This is a genomic window from Glycomyces harbinensis, assembly GCF_900101745.1.
GTDB classification, from domain to species: Bacteria; Actinomycetota; Actinomycetes; order Mycobacteriales; family Micromonosporaceae; genus Glycomyces; species Glycomyces harbinensis.
In genome coordinates this window covers 22,325-40,930 of sequence record NZ_FNAD01000017.1, presented here as the reverse complement: position 1 = coordinate 40,930, position 18,606 = coordinate 22,325, and the positions used below count along the sequence as shown (strand labels likewise).

The following is an 18,606-nucleotide window of genomic DNA, read 5'->3' as shown; positions in this document are numbered from 1 at the left end:
TCGCCGTCCATCCCGCCGTCCATCCCCTTGGGAGTCTTCCGATGCGCCGATATGCCCACGTGCTGCGCCATGCCGATTTTCGCCGGCTGTGGATTGGCTCCACGGTGTCAATACTTGGCGACGGCATGACATTCACTGCCTTGTCCTGGCTGGTACTGAGCGGACCGGGAGGTGCGTCGCAGCTGGGACTGCTCGGTGTCTGCTACATGGCTCCAGTGCTGCTGGGCGGCCTGGCGGTCGGGCCACTGCTCGACCGGTTCGATAAGCGGACCGTGCTGATCGCCGACTCGTATTCCGGGCCGCGGCCGTGGCGACCGTACCGATCACCGCCGCTGCCGGGGGCGTACCCGAATGGCTTCCGTTCGCCGTGGCCGCCGTCTACGGGATGCTGAAAATGGTGCCGCTGGCCGGTTTCCCGGCGGCGATTCCCGCGCTGGTCGAAGAACGGGACTTGGACAGCGCCAACGCGTTGGAGTCGTTGAGTTTCAGCGTGGCCGGCGTAATCGGTCCGGTCAGCGCTGGTCTGCTGATCGGTGGCATCGGCGCGGCGAACGTCCTGGCAATTGACAGCCTCACCTTCGTGGTCTTCGCGATCGCCACGGCGATGGTGCGGCGCCCACTGCGTCAACCGCAGCGAGAAGCTGGCGCTGCCGCGCCGGTATCGATGCGGATGTTGGGTCGAGACCGGGTGATCGTGGCGACCACTTTGGCGTTCATGGCTTTCAACGTCGCCGAAGGGATGCTGCTCGTCACCGCGCCGTGGATGGCGAAGTTCGTATGGGACGACAGTGCAGCGACGCTCGGCATGTTGATGGCGGCGCTTGCGGCCGGTGAGTTTCTGGGTGCAGCGTTCGCCGGTGGGATGCGTCAACGGCTGTCGCCGTTGCTTGCCATCGGCCTCGCGCAACTGGCGGGAGGGTTGGCGTTTCTGGCGCTGCTGGCCGCGCCCAACAGGTTGATCGTCGGGTTGGGTTTCTTCGCGGTCGGCTTGTTCAGCGCGCCGATGACGGTGTGGGCGCAGTCGCCGCGCATGCGCCGCATCCCTCCCGAACTGCACGGGCGGGCGTTCGCGCTGCTTCGCACCCTGATGCAGGCGACACCGCCGCTGGGCTCCGCAATGGTGACGCCGCTACTGGTCGGTGCGCTCCTCGGCCCCGCCGCGATGGTGATGACGGCCGTCGCCGCGATACCCGCGCTGTTCCTACTGCGCGACCGCCGCTTCACTCCGCCCCCGCCGACCCCGTCCAATCGGACCAACGCGGAGGTATCCCGGTGAAAAAGGGGAGGGGTCCTTCACGAACGCTTCGAAGGCGCCAACCTTATCGCGACAGCGGGCAGGGACGGATCCGGCGGCGAGCTCCTAGGTAAGGGCGACTTCCACGCTCCTGGAAACCGGACCGGTCACCAGGAGCGCGTCGGCGTGACGGGGCGAGGCGACGAGCCGCAGGCCCCCTGAACGACAGTTCCGCGAGTACTGCGGCTCACCGCTACCTCGTCTCAGCGTTTCGTCGCCGACGTAACGCCAGCCCGCTGGAGCGGAATCAGGTGCGACCACCGGTTTGGGTGTAATCCACCGCGTTCGAGGAACTGGAGGTGCGGACCTCTAGTTTCACGGCCTGACCCTCGGCGAGGTTGAGGTCGTAGCTGATGCAAGAGTTCGTGCCGTCGCTCTTGCGGGTGTACGTTTCGCCGCCCACGGTCAGCTTGGCGACGGTGTGGTGGCCATTCGGGAACCAGTCACAGACCGAGAAGATCTCGTCATAGGCGTGAAAGTAGGCCGTGACCCTGTCGTCGTTGCTGCTCACGCAGGTCGAATACATGTTCCTGCCGCCGTCATCGCTGCTCGAAGGTGTCGAGTCGCCATAGCAGTCCCAGCTTGCGGCAGTGTCCACGTCGGTAGGCGCCGAGCCGCCACTGGGCGATTCGGTGCTCACCCCGGCGTTTGCGCCGGTGGAGGAGATGGCGAGCACGAATGCGCTCATGAGTGCGATCAGGAGACCGCGCGTCTTGCTTCGCATCATTGGTCCCTCCTCAGGGATTGGAGACGGTCACCAGCGTCCAGCACGGTCCTACAAGTTCACTACGAATTGGCTACGGATCGTGACGCCCTTGTCGTTTCGGGCACCGACGACTGCCCGCGGCCGGAGCGTTTCGCGGCGCGCAGTCCGGTCCAGAGCTTCGGAGCGCCCGGCGGGCAGTTCGACCAAGGCGCCGGCTCCCCCGGCGGTGGGTTCTTAGGTCCGCTAGAGAACGAAGGCTCGCCCGGCGGTTCTGGCGCCTTCGGGAGGACCCCGATTACCACCGAGTCGTGGTTTCATGGAGATTCGCCTGGTTGAGGTGGTGGTCGTGGAGTTTCGGATACTCGGTCCGCTGGAGGTCGCGGTCGTCGGCCATCCGGTCGTCATCCGTGGCCGACACCATCCGAGGCTCCTGGCGCTGCTGCTCGATGAGGCAAACCGGGTGGTACCCGTGGGCCGTCTGATCGAAGGACTTTGGGAGGACGGCCCGCCGGACACCGCGATACAGCAGGTCCAAAGTGTCGTCAGCGGACTGCGGCGTCAGCTCGGCCCGGCTGCCGATCGCGTTGCGACCGTCGGGCGGGGCTATCGGATCACGGTCGCGGATGATGAGCTCGACGTCCTGCGGTGCAAGTCGAAACAGTGCCGCGCCGAAGACCTGTTCAAGGCGGGAGAGCTCGTGGCGGCGAGCGCCGTCATGGGTGAAGCGATCGCGGAATGGCGCGGCCCCGCGCTCGCGGGCCTGTCGGGGCGCTTCATTGAGGCTGCAGCCCGGCGGCTCGACCGTTATCGGCTCGCCATGCTCGAGCAGCATCTCCGCATTGACATTCAGCTCGGCAGGTACGAGGGGGCGGTTGCACGACTGCGTCCGCTCACAACCGAATATCCGCTGCACCAACGCTTCGCCGGGCAGCTGATGCTCGCCCTGCATCGTTCCGGGCGGTCGGGGGAGGCACTGACCGTCTACGCCGAGCTTCGCGCTGCACTGGCCAATGAGCTCGGTGTCGATCCCGACGCAGACCTGGGAGACCTGCATACCGCGATCCTCAAGCGAGATGAGGACCCCAGCGCGAGGATGCCTCGAGGTGCGCACGTGCGCGGTGGAACCGAGTCACTGTGGCCCGGTGCGCGGTTCAACTTGACTCGCTTCGTCGGTAGGGAGGCCGAGATCAAAGCGGTGGCGCGGCTACTGCGCGACACCCGGCTGGTCAGCCTGGTGGGTGCGCCGGGCGCGGGCAAGACGCGGCTGGCAGCCGAGGTGGCGACCGTGGCCGAAGGCTCCTTCCGCGAAGGGCTGCGGCCGGTCGCACTGGCCCCGGTCGCCGACGCCGAAGACGTCACCACCGCGATCGCCATGGCATTCGGCGTCCGCGACGATGGCGATTCGCGCCTGGAAGACTCGCTCGTCGACGCCTTGCGGGCCACCGAGGTCCTGATCCTGCTGGACAACTGCGAACATGTCACCCGCCGGGTCGCCAAGCTGGTGAGCCGCATCCTCGCCGAGGCCCCTCGAGTGCGGGTGCTGACCACCAGCCGCGTCCCGCTCGGGATCGCGGGTGAACGGCTCCATCGCGTGCCGCCATTGAGCCGCGAAGAGGCCGCCGAGCTCTTCACCGACCGGGCCAGCATGGTGACTGATCTGGTGCTGGACGATACCGGACGGGCGTACATCGACCAGATCTGCGCGCGCCTCGACCGCCTCCCGCTGGCGATCGAGCTCGCCGCCCGGCAGACCCGTGCGCTCTCCCTCCGTGACCTCCTCGTCAGGCTCGATACCGAACTGCTGCGGGTGACGATCCCCGATTTCGGGGGCCCCACGCAGCGGACGCTGGCGGGCACCATCGCGTGGAGCTGCCGGCTGCTCTCGGCCGAGCAGCGACGTCTCTTCGAGCGGCTCTCGGTGTTCGCGGGGTACTTCGACATCCGCGCGGTGGAAACAGTTGCCGGGCGCGACCCGCTGCCGCTGACCGACCTGACCGTCCTGGTCGACCACTCCCTGCTGCTCGCCGACCCCGCCGAGTCCGGGACCCTGCGCTACCGCATGCTCGAACCGATCCGCCAGTACGCGGCGGCCCTCCTCGACGAGCACGGCGACGGCGACGAAGTCCGCCGCCGCCACGCCGACCACTATCTGGAGTGCTCCCGCGAAGCCGCCCGAGGACTGATGAGAGTGGATGGACGCCGCTGGTCCGACGAGCTCCGGCGCGCCGAGGGCAACATGCTCGCCGCGATCAACTGGGCCCGGCACCAGTGCTCCGACCTGGCACTGCAACTGGTGACGTCCATGGCCGCCTACTGGGAGCAGCGCGGGAACGTGAACGAGGCCCGCGGACGCGTCGAAGCGCTCATCGACCACGGGCCCTCCACTCACCACGCGCGGGCCGAAGCCCTCCTGGTGCTCAGCCAGTTCGGCTACCGCCAAGGCCGATACGCCGAGGCCATGCTCCACGCCGACGAAGCCGTCGACCTCATGTGCGGCCTCGGCGACGACGACGGCGTCGCCAGAGGACTGCGGGCCCTGTCGCTGGCGGCCGGGGCGGGCGCGAACACCGCCGCCGCGATCGAGGCCGGTGAGCGGAGCGTGGCGATCTTCCAGGCGCTCGGCGACCGGCTTGCGGAGGCCTGGTCCCACACCGTGCTCGCCTTCGCCTACTTCTCGGCCGACGATATCGACGGCGGCGCGGAGTCCGACGCCGCCGCACTGCGACTCCTCGAGACCGGCGCCGAGTCGCCCGTTCTGACGTACCGCATCCATATAGGACTCTCTTACGCCGCGTACCGCAGGCACGACACCGCCGGGCACCGCAGGCACCTGGCGGCGTCGATCATCGCCCTCCGGCAGGCCGGAGCCCTCGATGGCGACGTCGAATGGATGTGGTCGGGGCTCACCCTCGCCCACGAGGAGGGACGGATGGCCTCGGTCCTGCGGCTCACCGGGGCCGCCCGCGCGCTCGTGCGCCGGGGCTACATCCCGCCGCGCGTCGTCGACGGCATCTGGCGAAGGGCTGTCGGCGCCGCCGAGAATCGGGTCGGACCGCAGGCGGCCGAACGCCTCCTGGCGGACGGGGCCGCGATGGCGATCGAGGAGGCGGTCACCGAGGCCACCGCGACCCCGGGCACGCAGGCCGCCCCCTTGTCCGAGCGCGAACTCGAAGTCGCCCGGCTGACCGGACAGGGCCTGAACAACGCCGAGATCGCCGACCGGCTCTTTATCTCCCGGCGCACCGTCGAGACCCATCAGGAGCACATCCGGGAGAAGTTGCACCTGTCCAGCCGCTACGAGGTCATGGCCTGGGCGCTGGCCGAAGAATCCGTGTGATTACGGATGGCGGCGGGCCCGGCCGCGGCGAAGACTGGCCTCATGACGGACACGCGGAACACCCAGTACCTCTTCAAGACCGGGTCCGACCTCGGCCTGCAGCACATGAACTTCCTCGCCGAGATATTCGACAGGCACACGTTCGGCGTCCTGGACCCGATCGCGGTCCGGGCCGGGCAGCGCTGCCTCGACCTCGGCGCGGGCGGCGGCTCGGTCACCCGCCGGCTCGCGGACCAGGTCGGCCCGACCGGGGAGGTCGTCGCGATCGACATCGACACCACCCACCTCACCGACGGGCCGCCGATCGCGGTCCACCGCCATGACATCAACGACGGCCTGTCCGGGCCGATCGCCGGCCCGTACGACCTCATCCACGCCCGGCTCACGCTGACGCACCTGCCTCGCCGGGACGCGATCTTCACCGAGCTCGTCGACGCGCTCGCCCCCGGCGGTTGGATCGTCATCGGCGACGCCAGCGGACGACCCCTCAGCGTGCTCTCCGCGCGCAGCGAACAGGACGTCGCGGTGTGGAAACGGATTCAGCACCTCTCGCATGAGGTGGTGAGTCCCGCGGGCGGCATCGACTTCGGCTGGGCCCACCGGATCGACGACGCGATGGCGGGCGCCGGGCTGACCAACGTCCACGGCATCGAGGTGTCCGAGACCGTGAACGGTGGGTCACCGGGCGCGCTCTTGCATGCGGCGCTGAACCTCCAGGCCAGGGAACCGCTGCTGGCCGCCGGAGCCGAACCGCGGGAACTGGAGCGATACCAGGAGCTCACACGCGACCCCGAGTTCCGGACGTGGTTCTACCAGTTCATCTGCCTGCGCGGACGGAAGGCACCGGCCTGACCCACTCCTGCCATGAGGGGGAGCGATCGCCCCCTGAACTCGTGTTCCGGGTAGCGATTCCTCCTCTTGTGGCGGCCGAGATCGACGCTAACCGCAAGCTCTCCGCCGCGCACCGTCGACTTCTTCCGGCGCGAGGCCGTCGCCGCCGCCGAGAATCGGGTCGGACCGCAGGCGGCCGAGCAACTCCTGGCGGCCGGGGCCACGAGGACGATCAAGGAGGCGGTCACCGAGGCCACCGTGGCTCCGAGCTCGCATGCCGCTCCCCCTGTCCGCGCGCGACCCGGAGGTCGCTCAGCTGACGGGTCAAGGGTTGACAAACACCGAGATCGCCGAGCCGCTCTTCATCTCCCGAAGCACCGTCGAGACCCACCAGGAGCACATCCGAGAGAAGCTGCACCTGTCCAGCCGCTACGAGGTCAAGGCATGAACGCTGGCCGAAGAAATCCGTGCGATTACGAATGGCGCCGGGTCAGACCGCCGCTAAGACTGGCCCCATGACCGACACGCGCAATACACGCCTGCGACCGGTCACAGCCAGTCACAAGCGGGCACAGGCGTTCATAAGCGGTCTTCACAGGGCAATCGAACCCGCCATCAGCCCTGTGGATGGTAGGGGACCGCCAGGAATCACGATCGTCTGTGACCGGCCGCGGCCGGTCACAGACGAACACATGGGCCCCGCGAGGGGGCCCATGTGGGTGTGTGGAGCTGCAGGGAATCGAACCCTGGTCCTCCGCTGCATCTGTGAGACTTCTCCGGGTGCAGTCCGCTGTGCCTTTTATCGAGCCCCACCGATCACGCGGACGAGACGGTGTGGCGGGCTCTAATCGCCGAGAATCTCGGCCTTCCGTCCCAGCGATCAAGACGTCGGCCCAGCATCCTTAAATGATGCCGCGAACCCAGGGCGGATGCGCCCCTGGAGCGGCAACTTCACGGTCGCTTAGGCAGCGAGGGCGAAGTCAGTGCGTTTTGCGTTGGCACTTATTGGTTTCCAACGTTGGTTTACGAGACAGCGTTGGCTTCCTCGACCCGCTTCCCTCACCTCAACATACGGAGTCGAAACCGATCAGCCCCGAGACTTGGTGAGTGAATGCTTCACTCTGTTCAGTTGTGCTCTGCGATCCTACCCCGGTCCAACGGGGCCGGGCCATCGGATATTCCCGTTCCGGGGCGCCGGCGCCGGGCCCGGCTACTTGCCGCCGCGCTTGGCGGCGCGGCCCATGGCCTTCTCGATCTCGCGGTCGGACTCGCGCTTGGCGATGGCCTGGCGCTTGTCGTAGTTCTTGCGGCCGCGGGCGAGCCCGAGCTCCATTTTGGCGTAGCCGTTGAGGAAGTACACCGACAGCGGGACGAGCGTCAGGCCGGCCTCGTCGAGCTTCGCGGAGAGCTTGTCGATCTCGCCGCGGTGGAGCAGGAGCTTGCGGATGCGCCGGGGCGGGTGGTTGGTCCACGTCCCGTAGTCGTACTCCGGGATGTGGAGGTTGTGCACGCGGGCCTCGCCGTTGTAGATCTCGGCGTACGCGTCGACGATGTTCCCCTTGCCCTGGCGCAGGGCCTTGACCTCGGTACCGGACAGGACCATGCCGGCCTCGTAGGTGTCCAGGATCTCGTAGTCGTGCCGGGCCTTGCGGTTGGTGGTCACGACCGAGCGCTCGGGACCCGAGTGCTTGACCTTCTCCTGCTGTTTCTTGGACACGCGGCAAGTTTAACGATCGAACAACTGTCCGCCCAAGCCGATTTCGCCCTTCGGCCTGCGCCCTCGGCGAACAGGGCCCGCCGCGCGGGCCTCACCGGCACAGGCACGAGGGCAGGTATCCCACCGGATTGACCCGCTCGCCGTCGACGCGGACCTCGAAGTGGAGGTGCGGGCCGGTCGAGTCGCCGGTGCTGCCGACCGCGCCGATCCCCTCGTCGCGGTCGACGTACTCGCCGTCGGAGACCCAGATGGCGGACTGGTGCGCGTAGCAGGTGGAGAGGCCCCCGCCGTGGCTGATGCACGTGAGCTGGCCGTATCCGGAGCTCCATCCGGCGTAGACCACCCGGCCGGAGTCGGCGGCGTGGATCGTGGCGCCGGTGCCGGCGGCGAAGTCGGTGCCGCCGTGCAGGCGGGAGGTCCCGTAGATCGGGTGGCGGCGCCAGCCGAAGTCGGAGGACTTCCAGCCGTCGACCGGGACGACGAAGCCCGAGCCGGAGCTGCCGCCGCCCGAGGAGGAGCCGCCACCGGAGGAGCCGCCGTCATCGTCGTCGTCCTCGGCCTCGCGCAGCGCGTCGGCGAGGCGCTCGGACTCGGCTTCGAGGTCGTCGTACTCGGACTGGGCCTGGTCGCGGGCGCCCTCGGCCACCGCCAGGGCGGCGGTGCGGTCCTCGACGAGCGCCTCGACCGCGAGCCGCGCGGCCTGGGCTTCGGCGTAGCGGGTCTGGGAGGCGGCGAGCGCCTCGGCCGCCTCGGCCTCGGCGGCGGCCGCTTCGGCTTCGGCGACGGCGGCGGTGTTCTCGGTGTTCGCGGCCTCGCGGCGGGCCAGCGTGACCTCCTCGACGGCGAGGTTCTTGCCCTCCATCATGAACTCGAGGTACGTCATGCCGTCGACGGCCTTCTGCGGCTCGCCCGAGGCGAGGATCGCGTCCACCGTCAGGAGTTCGACGCCGCGGGCGGTCGCGGTGAACATGGAGGCGCGGGCCTCGCGGACCTCCTCGACCGCGGCGGCGGCGGCCTCGTACTCGGCCTCGGCGGCCTCGAGGGCCTCCCGGGCGGCCTCCGCCTCGCGTTCGGCTTGGGCCGCTTCGGCTTCGGCGGCGGCGACCCGGCCCTGGGCGACGTCGACCTCGTGCTCGGCGCCGGGCAGCTCCGCCTCGGTCTCGGCGAGGACCTGGCCGGCGGCGCGGACCTCGTCCGAGGCGTCCTCGAGTTCGGCGGCCATGCGGGCCTTGTCGCGGTCCACGGCGTCGAGTTCGGACTGGGAGACCCCGAACGCGGGACTGCTCGCGGTCCCTGCCAGGAGCAGGGCCGCGAGCAGCCATCCGATTCGCCTCATAGGCCCAGAATCTAGTCCATCTGCGACGGATGTTCTGGATATTCGGAGCAAGTACCCCCGAAGGTGAGGGTCAGACCTTGATGTTGAACCGCAACGTGATCCACGCCGTGATCGCGCTGATCACCGCCGAGATCCCGGTGAGGATCGGCAGCAGGATCAAGATCGCCTGCATGTCGATCGGCGGCATCAGACTGAACAGGTTCTCGAACTGCCCGTCGATGACCAGGTACTTCGCCGCGATGAGCGTCGCGAACGCGAAGATCGAGCCGATCACGCCGGCGAAGACCGCCTCCAGGACGAACGGGGCCTGGACGAACCAGTTCGGGGCGCCGACCAGTTTCATGATCGCGACCTCGCGGCGCCGCGAGTAGGCGGCGACCTGGATCGTGTTGGCCACCAGCATGAGCGCGGCGATGCCCTGGACGAGCGCGACGATCAGCGTCAGCCGCTGCGCGCCGCCGAGGATGTCGAAGACCTGCTGCAGGATCTCCCGCTGGTTGGTGACCTGGTAGACGCCTTCGCGCTCCTGGAACTCCGCGATGAGCTTCGGCGCGTCCGCGATGTCCTTCATCTTGATGCGCCAGGCGGAGGGCAGGACCTCGGCGTCGACCGACTTCACCAGGTCCGGAGTGTCCTCGAAGGTCTCCTTGAAGCGCTCGTACGCCTCTTCCTTGGACTCGTAGACGGCCTGCTCCACATACGGGCTGGCCTTGAGGTCCGCGCCGATCTGGTCGCTGACCTCCTGCGTGACCTCGCGCTCGAGGTAGACCACCACTTCGAGGTTGGTCTGGTAGTACTCCTCGATCACGTCGACCTGGTTGTACAGCAGGAGGCCCGCGCCGAGCATCGTCAGCGAGACGGCCATGGTGATGATCATGGCGACGGTCATGGAGATATTGCGCCACAGTCCGAGGAAGACCTCGGACATCACGTACTTCGCGCGCATGTGCTCTGTATCTGCCTTCCGCTTAGCCGTAGACGCCGCGAGCCTGGTCGCGGACGATCTGGCCGTTCTCGATCTCGATGACGCGACGGCGCATCTGGTTCACGATGTTGGAGTCGTGGGTGACCATGAGGATGGTCGTACCCGTCCTGCTGATGCGGTCGAGGAGCCGCATGATCTCGATCGAGGTGTCGGGGTCGAGGTTACCGGTCGGCTCGTCGGCCAGCAGGAGGAGCGGGCGGTTGACGAACGCGCGGGCCACGGCCACACGCTGCTGCTCGCCGCCGGAGAGCTCGTGCGGATAGCGGTGCTCCTTGCCGCCGAGGCCCACCAGCTCGAGGACCTCGGGGACGACGCGGCGCGCCACCGAGCGCGGCTTGCCGATGACCTCCAGGGCGAAGGCGACGTTCTCGGCGGCGGTCCGGTTCGGCAGCAGCCGGAAGTCCTGGAACACGCAGCCGATGCTGCGCCGGTAGGCGGGGACCTTCCAGCGCCGCAGCCGGGTGACGTCGATGTCGCCGACCGAGATCTTGCCCTTGTCGGGAACCTCTTCGCGCAGCAGGAGCTTGATCATCGTGGACTTACCCGCACCGGTCGGCCCGATGAAGAAGACGAACTCCCCCTTGTCGATGAAGACGTTGACGTCCTCCACCGACGGGCGGTTCGACCGGGGGTAGTGCTTGGTTACACCCTCAAGCTGAATCACGTGGCGGAGTCTATCGGCCGATTCCCGGAGCCGGTCGGGCGCCTCCAGTACAAGCGTGGCATATTCCACTGATTCGGAACCATATGTCACGGCCGTTCGAAGGTAACGAGGCGATTTCGCCCGTTCGGGGGAAGCCGGTATGGTCAGGCGGCCGATGCGGCCGCCGCGAAGGGTCACGAAACGGCCACGGAGGGGTCCGCATCGGACGGACGGGAGGGTCCCCCGAGGACCGGCGGACCCGGCCCGCGGCTCGTATATCCTATAGGATCTGCGGTCCGGCGGCGGTGCTACTCGTTCTTGTCGCCGCTCTTGCGCCAGCGGATCCCGGCCTCCAGGAAGCCGTCGATGTTGCCGTCGTAGACGCCCTTGACGTCGGCGGTCTCAAAGCCGGTGCGCAGGTCCTTGACCATCTGGTAGGGGTGCTCGACGTACGAGCGCATCTGGTCGCCCCACGAGGCGGTGGCCGAGCCGCGCAGCTCGTCGACCTTCGCGCGCTCCTCGTCCCGCGTACGCTGGAGCAGCTTCGCCTTGAGGACCCCCATCGCGGTGGCCTTGTTCTGGAGCTGCGAGCGCTCATTCTGGCAGGAGACGACGATGCCGGTCGGAAGGTGGGTCAGCCGCACGGCCGAGTCGGTCGTGTTGACGCCCTGGCCGCCGGGCCCGGAGGAGCGGTAGACGTCCACGCGGATCTCGTCCTCGGGGATGTCCTCGATCTCGTCGGTCTGCTCCAGGGCCGGCACGACCTCCACGGCCGCGAAGCCGGTCTGGCGGCGGCCCTGGTTGTCGTATTTGCTGATGCGCACCACGCGGTGGGTGCCCTGCTCGACCGAGAGGTGGCCGTAGGCGTAGGGGCCGTTCACGGCGAAGGTGGCCGAGCGGATGCCGGCCTCCTCGGCGTAGGAGATGTCGTACACCTCGGTGCCGAAGTGGTGCGACTCCGACCAGCGCAGGTACATGCGCATGAGCTGCTCGGCGAAGTCGCAGGCGTCGGCGCCGCCGGCGCCCGACCGCACGGTCAGGACGCAGTCGCGCTCGTCGTACTCGCCCGACAGGAGGGTGCGGACCTCGAGCTCGTCCACGGCCTTGCGGATCGAGCCGAGCTCGGCGGTGGCCTCGTCCTCGGCACCGGGGTCGTGTTCGGCGTCGGCGAGCTCGAAGAGGACTTCGACGTCGTCCATGCGGTCGTGCAGCGACGCGAGCTTCTTGAGCTCGGCCTGCACGTAGGAGAGGCGGGAGGTGATCTTCTGGGCGTGACCCGGGTCGTCCCAGAGCCCGGGGTCGGCGGCGGCAGCCTCGAGCTCGCCCAGCTCGCTGCGGAGTGCGGGAAGGTCGAGCACGGCCTCGACGCTGGCGAGCGTCGCCTTCAGTTCACGGAGATCGGAGGAAACATCGACACTGGTCACAACAGATCAGGGTACGCCTGTATTCAGGCTCATACGAAACGGGACGCGAGCCCTCGTTGGGCCGCGTCCCGTTCCGTGCTTGATGATCGTCACCCGGGGCCGAGCCCGGGCCGTGCCGCTATCGCTTCTTCAGCCAGCTGAGGGCCGAGCGGTGGTATCCGATGGCGAATTCCATCGCGATCGCCGCGTTCGGGTCCTCGTCCGCGTAGTCCTTCGCAGCCGCGCGGGCCTCTGCCAAGGCCTCCTGGTGCTGCTCGGTCGCGTCCGCGAACATCTCTTCGGCGGTGTCCTTCGAGATGTAGTCGAGGAACGCCGTGCGCAGCGCGACGGGGTCGCGCAGCTGGCCGATCCGGGCCGGCTCGTTGAGCCAGCGGGTGAACGCCCGCTTGCCGTTGGCGCTGATCGTGTAGGGCACCGAGGCGCGGGGCCCCGGCTTCCCGACGCGGACGAGTCCGCCTTCGGCCAGCGCCGGCAGTTCGCGGTAGACCTGCGAACGCGTCATGGTCCAGTACGGACCGAGGCGACGGGTCGCCTCCGCCATGAGTTGTCCGCCGGTCATCGGTCCTTCGTGTAGCAAGCCCAGCAATGCTGCTGAGGTTGCGTTGAGTTCTTTTCCTGCCATAGCCGACAGGATGCCATGTGGATGCCGGTCTGACAAGTGGACAGCTCCAATGTGTCGATAGACCGGGACCGATGCTTGAGACGGTGTGACCGTGGAAATCACTGCAAGGCTTGCGAAATGGTGGGAATCCTCGCCGGGTTTGCAACGCCTGTTCAGAGAATGTCAATCATGTGATCCCGATCGCTCCCTTGAGCGGGGTGGACGCTGCGTTGTCCGCCGGTCACGGATCATTATCGACTGTCGCGATCGATTTCAGTTGTCAGGCATGGGCGAACCGATGAGATCCGATCCGGGCGTGTTCGCATCTGTAGTGCCCTCTGTGGAGTCATCTCCGGCATCCTCTGATTCGGACAAATTATCTGAATCTGGTGCAGGTGTGTCAGTTTCGGACTCCGGGTCGTCGCTCGCGCTCGCGTCGTCGCCGGGCGTGGCACCGTCCTCTGTCGCCGGTTCCGTTGGCCCGTCCTCGGACTCGTCGTCGGCGGGTGCGCTGGTGGAGGCCTCATCGGACGGATCGGCCACATCGTCCCCGTTCGGAGCGTCCGTGCCCGTGAAGACCACGACGACCGAGATCGCGGCGGCGATGAGGACCAGGGCGCACGCGGCGCCCAGCACGAGGAGGCCGCGGCGCCCCTTCGCATCCCCGTCCGCGGGAGCGGATTCGGCCGCGAGCATCGCGCCGAGGGCGCCCTGGCCGATCTGCGGGGCGTGCGGGGTCACCGGGTCGTAGGAGTAGGACGCGGTCGCGTCCCGTTCGCGCAGTTCGGGTTCGATCGGCGCGGTGGCGCTCGTGGGCAGGCGCGGCGCGAGGCGGCGCAGTTCGGCGGCGACGGCGTCGAGGTCGCCGCGGGCGCCCGGGTCGAGCGCGAGGAGCATCTCGACCAGGCGCCACAGCCCGGCGTCCACGGCGGCGGGCTTGACGGGGATGCGCGTCACGTGGCGCTCGACCACGTCGGTGATCGAGCCGCCCCGGTAGGCGCTGTGGCCGGTGAGGGCCTCGTACAGGACCAGGCCGAGCGCGTAGCTGTCGACGCCGGTGCTGGCGGAGTCGCCCGAGGCGACCTCGGGGGCGATGTACTCGGGGGTGCCGTGGGAGGGCGCGGTCTTGGAGGCGGCGGCGCGGGCGATGCCGAAGTCGACGAACTTGACGCCGCTCTCGCCCCAGAGCATGAGGTTGCCGGGCTTGACGTCGCCGTGCCGGTATCCGGCGCGGTGGATCGCGGCGAGCGTCTCGGCGGCGCTCGCGCAGCGGAGCGCGGCCTCGGCGGCCGGGAGGGGGCCGTGCAGGCGCAGCCGCTCGCGCAGGTCCGGACCCTCGATGAACTCCAGGACGACCGCGCACACCGCGTCGGTGACGATGAAGTCCTTGACGCCGACCACGCCGGGCAGGTCGATAGTGCGCAGGATGCCGGCCTCGGCGCGGAAGCTCTCGAAGATCTCGGCCTCGCCGCGCAGTTCAGGGCGGAGGATCTTCACGGCCACCCGGTCGCCGGTCACCCGGTCGAGTGCGCGCCACACGACGCCGACCGCGCCGCGCGCGATCTCCTGCTCCAGGACGTACCGGTCCGCCAGTACCGTCTGCATGGCTGCTCCTCGGGGGTATGAAGCGTGCAGTCTCCACTGTAAAGGGGGCGTCACCGCAGCTCAGCGGCGGCATGGGAGGGTGGCACGAAGGGGGGATACAGCACCGGGCCGCCCCGCGGGGCCGACCCCGGATCAACGGTCGCCTGCCGTGAGTGGCCAGCAACTACACTTGCGCCCATGTCCCTCGAACGGCCAAGCTTTGAACAGACTGCCGAAACTCAGTGCCGAATCAGTGGTGATCGCCTGTGACCGAATTGCGCTGGCGCTACGGCGCCGCCACCGACGTGGGCAAAGTCCGCGACTTGAACGAGGACTCCCATCTCGCGTCGCGGCGCCTGCTCGCGGTCGCCGACGGCGTCGGCGGCGCGGCCGCGGGGGAAGTCGCCAGCGGGGTGACTATCGCCGAAGTGACGCGCCTGGCCCGCCGCTCCCCCGTCGAGGCCCCGGCCGAACTGGGCGAGGTGGTCGAGGCCGCCCGCGACCGCATCCGGGCGGCGGTGGCCGAGAACCCCGAGTCCGAGGGGATGGCGACCACGCTGACGGGCCTGTGGCTCGGCGACGACGCGGTCGACATCGTCCACATCGGCGATTCGCGGGCCTACCAGGTGCGCGGCGAGGACTTCGTGCAGGTGACGGTCGACGACTCCTACGTCCAGCACCTGGTCGACGAGGGCGCGATCACCCCCGCCGAGGCGCAGGACCACCCGTACAAGTCGGTGGTCACCCGCGTGCTCCAGGCCAACCCCGCCCCCGCGCACTTCGAGACCCGCCCCGCGATGCTCGGCGACCGGTACATGCTGTGCTCCGACGGCCTGAGCGACGTCGTGGACGACGCGGTCATCGAGAACGTCCTGCGCGACTTCGCCGACCCCCAGGCGGCCGCGGACGAACTGGTGCGCCTGGCCCTGGACGGCGGCGGCCCCGACAACGTCACGGTGGTGGTGGGCGACGTCTCCGAGCACCGGCCCCTGAGGCGCTGGCCGTGGGTGCTCGGCGCGATCGGCGCGGTGCTCGTCGTCGCCGCGATCGCCCTGGGCCTGTACCTGTACTGAACGACTTCGAGGAGGGCCGTCCGGGGTGCCCGGGCGGCCCTCGCTCGTGTCAGTCGAAGGCGAGTCCGACGCGGGCGCCTTCGGCTCGGGCGGTGTAGTCGAAGAAGAGCGCGTCGTCGGCGGTGATGCCCACCAGGTGGCCGTGGAGTTCGTAGCCCAGGATGGCGACCAGCCGGTTCCAGGCGAGGACGAGCCGCGCGGTCTCCTCGGCGCTGAACGTCATGTCCTCCAGCAGGACCAGCATCTCGGGGCTGATGGCCGAGGGGTCGCAGGCGGGGCCGGTGAGCGGGCGGACCGCCCCGGCGCGCTTGGCGTCCGCGGTGATCCGCGCGAGCGTCAGGGGCATCCGCCCGGCGACCTCGGCGGTGATGTGCGGGGCGATGTATCCGGGGACCGGGGTGCCGAACAGCAGCGCGTACTCGTGGCGGTTGGCGAGGGACCACTCGCGCACGGCCCGCCAGACGGCGAGCCAGCGCTCCTCGGGGGCCCGGGCGGGGTCGTCGGCGTTCTCGGCGGCGAGGCCGATCTCGGTGTAGGACTCCACGAGCAGCGCGGTCAGCAGCTCGTCGCGGCTGGCGAAGTAGCGGTAGACGGCCGAGGAGGCCATGCCGAGCTCGCGGGCGACCGAGCGGAGGGAGAGCCCGCCGACGCCGTCCTCGCCGAGTCGGCGGCGGGCGGAGGCCGTGATCTCGGCGGTGATCTCGGCTCGGGCACGCTCTCTGGCGGTTCGCGGCGCGTTCATCGGGCCATGGTACCGAAACGAGAGCACTGCTCTTGCATTGTCCGGTCGGGTGTGCCATGATTACCCCAACAGAGAGCACTGCTCTCGAATATGAGCAGTGAACCCCAAGGAGCCCGCATGTCAGTCCCCCAGAGCACCCGCCCCGACCCCCGCGCCCGCATGGGCGCCGCGGCCTTCGCGATCGCCGGCGTCCTGTTCGCGGTCTACGAGGCCGCCGCCCCGCGCGCCGACCAGACCACGCTCGAGGGCGCCGAGTCCTGGACCTCTACCGGCTGGGCCGTCGCGCACATCGCCGCCATCGCCGGCCTCATCCTCATCCCGCTCGGGTACGGGGCCCTCCGGGGCCTCCTCGAGGGCACCCGCAACGAGAAGACCGCGTTCCTGGCCGCCACGATCGGCTACATCGGCTCGGGCCTGACCATCTCGTACTACGGCGCGGAGGTCTACGGCCTCAAGGCGATCGGCGAGCGCGCCGTCGCCGACGCGGACGCCTCGATGACCGAGGTCGGCGACGCCTTCCGCTACGACGCGACCGCCATGAGCGTCTTCGCGATCGGCCTGGCCCTCATCGCGGTCGCCGCGGTGCTCGCGGCCGTCGCCGTCTGGCGCTCGGGAACCCTGAACCGCTGGAGCGCCGTCCCGCTCGCCGCGCTCCTGGTCACGATGCTGCCGCAGTACTTCCTGCCGCACTCGGGCCGGATCGCCTGGGGCGCACTGGTGACGGTGGCGGCCCTGTGGCTCGCGGCCGAGCTGTGGCGCGCCTCCTCGAAGGCCCCGGCGGCGGATCTGCAAGAGGCGTAAGGGATGCGGCGAAGGGCCCGAACCGTTGCGGTTCGGGCCCTTCGTCTTGCCGTGCAGGACTTCGAACGGTCCTAAGCGGACAGTGCGATGCCGTCGAGGATGTCGTGCTCGCTGATGAGCACCGCGTCGATCCCGCTGCGCTCCATGACGGTGCGCAGCACCAGGGCCCCGCCGACGATGACGTCGGCCCGGCCCGGGTGCATCACCGGGATCGCCAGGCGGGCGGCGTGGTCGGCGGCGGCCAGATCGGCCGCGACCCGCGCGACCTCCGCATAGGTCAGCCGCGTGCCGTCGATCGCGTCGGGGTCGTACGCGTCCAGGTCGAGGCTGATCGCGGCGATCGTCGTCGCGGTCCCCGCCACGGCCACCAGCTCCGTCGCCTCGCGGTCGGCGTCGGCCACCGCGAGCGCCTTGTCGGCGACCGCGGTGATGTCGGCGACCGCGGCGTCGATCTCGCCGGGCGAGGGCGGGTCGGAGTGCAGGTGGCGTTCGGTCATGCGCACGCAGCCGACGTCGACCGAGATGGCCGCGGCCACGTCGGCGCCGGTGCCGCGCACGAACTCGGTCGAGCCGCCGCCGATGTCGATGAGCAGGCGCTGGCCCTCGTGGGGCGGCAGCGTCGCGACCGCGCCGGTGAAGGAGAGGCGGGCCTCCTCGTCGCCGGTGATGACCTCGGGGGCCTGGCCGAGCACGGACTCGACCATGGCCTTGAAGTCGCCGGCGTTCTGCGCGTCGCGGCTGGCGGAGGTGGCGACCATGCGGATCGCCTCGGCGCCGTGCTCGCGGATCTGCGCGGTGTAGTCGGCGAGGGCGGCGCGGGTGCGCTCCAGGGCGGCCTCGGAGAGGCGCCCGGTCTGGTCGACGCCTTCGCCGAGGCGCACGACCTCCATGCGGCGCACCACGTCGTGGAGCCGGCCTTCGGCGTCGACGTCGGCGATGAGCAGTCGGATCGAGTTGGTGCCGCAGTCGATGCCGGCGACGCGTCGGGTCATTCGGGGACCTCCGGTCCACTGGCGCAGCTGCCGTGCGCCCACCATTCGGGGAGCGCCTCGATCGCCTCGTCGCCGAACGGGTCGACGCCGGGCCCGGCCGCGAGGGCATGGCCGACCAGGGCGTGGAGGCACTTGACGCGGTCGGGCAGCCCGCCCGCGGAGACGCCGTCGATCTCGGGGACCTCGCCGAGCCGGGCGCGCCGGGCGAGGTAGTCCTCGTGGGCCCGGCGGTGGTGCTCGGCAAGTTCGGGGTCGGCGGCGAGCCGCTCGTTCATGTCCTTCATGACCCCGCCGCCTTCGAGCCTGCCGATGGCCGAGGCGGCCTTGGGGCAGGTCAGGTAGTACGTGGTCGGGAACGGCGAGCCGTCGGGCAGACGCGGTTCGGTCTCGACGACCGCGGGCTGCCCGCAGGGGCAGCGCCAGGCGACGGCGTGCGCGCCGCGGATCGGGCGTCCGAGCTGGGCGGTGACGGCGGCCGCGTCGGCCTCGCTCACCGGCTGGGGCGGCTGGGGCCACGCTTCGGGCTTCACCGGGCCTCCG

Annotated in this window: 18 protein-coding genes, 1 other RNA gene and 1 pseudogene; 7 read left to right on the top strand and 13 right to left on the bottom strand. The window is 69.4% G+C overall.

The features are described from left to right. Positions 1 to 41 precede the first annotated feature (41 nt). Both BLQ63_RS29885 and BLQ63_RS22310 read left to right on the top strand, forming a co-directional pair. Positions 42 to 392 carry an MFS transporter gene (locus BLQ63_RS29885; protein WP_218125433.1) on the top strand — a complete coding sequence of 117 codons (351 nt, stop codon included), beginning with the start codon at positions 42 to 44 and terminating at the stop codon, positions 390 to 392. After that, the gene (locus tag BLQ63_RS22310) at positions 308 to 1,276 is read left to right on the top strand and encodes an MFS transporter (RefSeq protein WP_218125432.1); all 969 of its coding nucleotides are present in this window, start codon (positions 308 to 310) and stop codon (positions 1,274 to 1,276) included. The genes BLQ63_RS29885 and BLQ63_RS22310 overlap by 85 nt, the downstream gene beginning before the upstream one ends. 90 nt (positions 1,277 to 1,366) lie before the next feature. On the opposite strand, the pseudogene BLQ63_RS29880 reads toward BLQ63_RS22310, so the two are convergent. Both BLQ63_RS29880 and BLQ63_RS22305 read right to left on the bottom strand, forming a co-directional pair. Next, positions 1,367 to 1,450 (bottom strand): annotated as a pseudogene (locus BLQ63_RS29880) (NADH-quinone oxidoreductase subunit B family protein); the annotation flags it as partial. Positions 1,451 to 1,541: 91 nt separating this feature from the next. Further along, the gene (locus tag BLQ63_RS22305; protein ID WP_091039745.1) at positions 1,542 to 2,021 is read right to left on the bottom strand and encodes a hypothetical protein; all 480 of its coding nucleotides are present in this window, start codon (positions 2,019 to 2,021) and stop codon (positions 1,542 to 1,544) included. Between the two features lie 295 nt (positions 2,022 to 2,316). Between BLQ63_RS22305 and BLQ63_RS22300 the strand changes: the two genes are divergently transcribed. From BLQ63_RS22300 to BLQ63_RS22290, 3 genes are all read left to right on the top strand, one after another. Beyond that, a complete protein-coding gene (locus BLQ63_RS22300; RefSeq protein WP_091039744.1) occupies positions 2,317 to 5,337 on the top strand; it encodes an AfsR/SARP family transcriptional regulator in 3,021 nt (1,006 codons plus the stop codon). 42 nt (positions 5,338 to 5,379) lie between these two features. Further along, the gene (locus BLQ63_RS22295; RefSeq protein ID WP_177155061.1) at positions 5,380 to 6,189 is read left to right on the top strand and encodes a class I SAM-dependent methyltransferase; all 810 of its coding nucleotides are present in this window, start codon (positions 5,380 to 5,382) and stop codon (positions 6,187 to 6,189) included. A gap of 253 nt (positions 6,190 to 6,442) precedes the next feature. Next, the gene (locus BLQ63_RS22290) at positions 6,443 to 6,616 is read left to right on the top strand and encodes a response regulator transcription factor (protein WP_091039742.1); all 174 of its coding nucleotides are present in this window, start codon (positions 6,443 to 6,445) and stop codon (positions 6,614 to 6,616) included. 273 nt (positions 6,617 to 6,889) lie between these two features. Here BLQ63_RS22290 and ssrA read toward each other — a convergent pair. The 8 genes from ssrA to BLQ63_RS22250 form a co-directional block, all read right to left on the bottom strand. Then, positions 6,890 to 7,263: a transfer-messenger RNA gene (ssrA, locus tag BLQ63_RS22285) on the bottom strand. A gap of 115 nt (positions 7,264 to 7,378) precedes the next feature. Then, positions 7,379 to 7,885, bottom strand: coding sequence for an SsrA-binding protein SmpB (gene smpB / locus BLQ63_RS22280; protein WP_091039741.1), 507 nt, complete (start codon positions 7,883 to 7,885; stop codon positions 7,379 to 7,381). A gap of 91 nt (positions 7,886 to 7,976) precedes the next feature. Beyond that, entirely contained in the window at positions 7,977 to 9,221 is a 1,245-nt protein-coding gene (locus tag BLQ63_RS22275) for a M23 family metallopeptidase (protein ID WP_091039740.1), read from the bottom strand. 70 nt (positions 9,222 to 9,291) lie between these two features. Continuing rightward, the gene (ftsX, locus tag BLQ63_RS22270; protein ID WP_091039739.1) at positions 9,292 to 10,167 is read right to left on the bottom strand and encodes a permease-like cell division protein FtsX; all 876 of its coding nucleotides are present in this window, start codon (positions 10,165 to 10,167) and stop codon (positions 9,292 to 9,294) included. Between the two features lie 22 nt (positions 10,168 to 10,189). Continuing rightward, the gene (gene ftsE / locus BLQ63_RS22265; protein ID WP_091039738.1) at positions 10,190 to 10,870 is read right to left on the bottom strand and encodes a cell division ATP-binding protein FtsE; all 681 of its coding nucleotides are present in this window, start codon (positions 10,868 to 10,870) and stop codon (positions 10,190 to 10,192) included. A gap of 287 nt (positions 10,871 to 11,157) precedes the next feature. Then, the gene (prfB, locus tag BLQ63_RS22260; RefSeq protein ID WP_091039737.1) at positions 11,158 to 12,273 is read right to left on the bottom strand and encodes a peptide chain release factor 2; all 1,116 of its coding nucleotides are present in this window, start codon (positions 12,271 to 12,273) and stop codon (positions 11,158 to 11,160) included. A 118-nt stretch (positions 12,274 to 12,391) separates the two neighbouring features. Beyond that, positions 12,392 to 12,895, bottom strand: a complete 504-nt coding sequence (locus BLQ63_RS22255; RefSeq protein ID WP_091039736.1) for a PadR family transcriptional regulator — start codon at positions 12,893 to 12,895, stop codon at positions 12,392 to 12,394. Positions 12,896 to 13,147: 252 nt separating this feature from the next. Further along, the gene (locus tag BLQ63_RS22250; protein ID WP_091039735.1) at positions 13,148 to 14,479 is read right to left on the bottom strand and encodes a serine/threonine-protein kinase; all 1,332 of its coding nucleotides are present in this window, start codon (positions 14,477 to 14,479) and stop codon (positions 13,148 to 13,150) included. Between the two features lie 245 nt (positions 14,480 to 14,724). Here BLQ63_RS22250 and BLQ63_RS22245 point away from each other — a divergent pair, with 245 nt between their 5' ends. Continuing rightward, complete coding sequence (locus BLQ63_RS22245) at positions 14,725 to 15,531, top strand: PP2C family protein-serine/threonine phosphatase (protein WP_091039734.1); 807 nt, start codon at positions 14,725 to 14,727, stop codon at positions 15,529 to 15,531. 49 nt (positions 15,532 to 15,580) lie between these two features. Here the strand turns inward: BLQ63_RS22245 and BLQ63_RS22240 are convergent, their stop codons facing one another. Continuing rightward, positions 15,581 to 16,273, bottom strand: a complete 693-nt coding sequence (locus tag BLQ63_RS22240) for a TetR/AcrR family transcriptional regulator (protein ID WP_091039733.1) — start codon at positions 16,271 to 16,273, stop codon at positions 15,581 to 15,583. 117 nt (positions 16,274 to 16,390) lie between these two features. On the opposite strand from BLQ63_RS22240, the gene BLQ63_RS29715 reads away from it, so the two are divergent. Continuing rightward, entirely contained in the window at positions 16,391 to 17,074 is a 684-nt protein-coding gene (locus BLQ63_RS29715) for a hypothetical protein (protein ID WP_091039732.1), read from the top strand. Between the two features lie 71 nt (positions 17,075 to 17,145). On the opposite strand, the gene BLQ63_RS22230 is transcribed toward BLQ63_RS29715, so the two are convergent. Continuing rightward, positions 17,146 to 18,066: a Ppx/GppA phosphatase family protein gene (locus BLQ63_RS22230; RefSeq protein ID WP_091039731.1), complete on the bottom strand. Its 921-nt coding sequence runs from the start codon at positions 18,064 to 18,066 to the stop codon at positions 17,146 to 17,148. After that, complete coding sequence (locus BLQ63_RS22225; RefSeq protein WP_091039730.1) at positions 18,063 to 18,596, bottom strand: DUF501 domain-containing protein; 534 nt, start codon at positions 18,594 to 18,596, stop codon at positions 18,063 to 18,065. The genes BLQ63_RS22230 and BLQ63_RS22225 overlap by 4 nt, the downstream gene beginning before the upstream one ends. Positions 18,597 to 18,606 lie beyond the last annotated feature (10 nt).

Coding starts and splice junctions, on each gene's coding strand:
- BLQ63_RS29885 (WP_218125433.1), top strand. CDS start 42: ATGCGCCGATATGCCCACGTGCTGCGCCATGCCGATTTTCGCCGGCTG.
- BLQ63_RS22305 (WP_091039745.1), bottom strand. CDS start 2,021: ATGATGCGAAGCAAGACGCGCGGTCTCCTGATCGCACTCATGAGCGCA.
- BLQ63_RS22300 (WP_091039744.1), top strand. CDS start 2,317: ATGGAGATTCGCCTGGTTGAGGTGGTGGTCGTGGAGTTTCGGATACTC.
- BLQ63_RS22295 (WP_177155061.1), top strand. CDS start 5,380: ATGACGGACACGCGGAACACCCAGTACCTCTTCAAGACCGGGTCCGAC.
- BLQ63_RS22290 (WP_091039742.1), top strand. CDS start 6,443: ATGCCGCTCCCCCTGTCCGCGCGCGACCCGGAGGTCGCTCAGCTGACG.
- BLQ63_RS22275 (WP_091039740.1), bottom strand. CDS start 9,221: ATGAGGCGAATCGGATGGCTGCTCGCGGCCCTGCTCCTGGCAGGGACC.
- ftsX (WP_091039739.1), bottom strand. CDS start 10,167: ATGCGCGCGAAGTACGTGATGTCCGAGGTCTTCCTCGGACTGTGGCGC.
- BLQ63_RS22255 (WP_091039736.1), bottom strand. CDS start 12,895: ATGGCAGGAAAAGAACTCAACGCAACCTCAGCAGCATTGCTGGGCTTG.
- BLQ63_RS22250 (WP_091039735.1), bottom strand. CDS start 14,479: ATGCAGACGGTACTGGCGGACCGGTACGTCCTGGAGCAGGAGATCGCG.
- BLQ63_RS22240 (WP_091039733.1), bottom strand. CDS start 16,273: ATGAACGCGCCGCGAACCGCCAGAGAGCGTGCCCGAGCCGAGATCACC.
- BLQ63_RS29715 (WP_091039732.1), top strand. CDS start 16,391: ATGTCAGTCCCCCAGAGCACCCGCCCCGACCCCCGCGCCCGCATGGGC.
- BLQ63_RS22230 (WP_091039731.1), bottom strand. CDS start 18,066: ATGACCCGACGCGTCGCCGGCATCGACTGCGGCACCAACTCGATCCGA.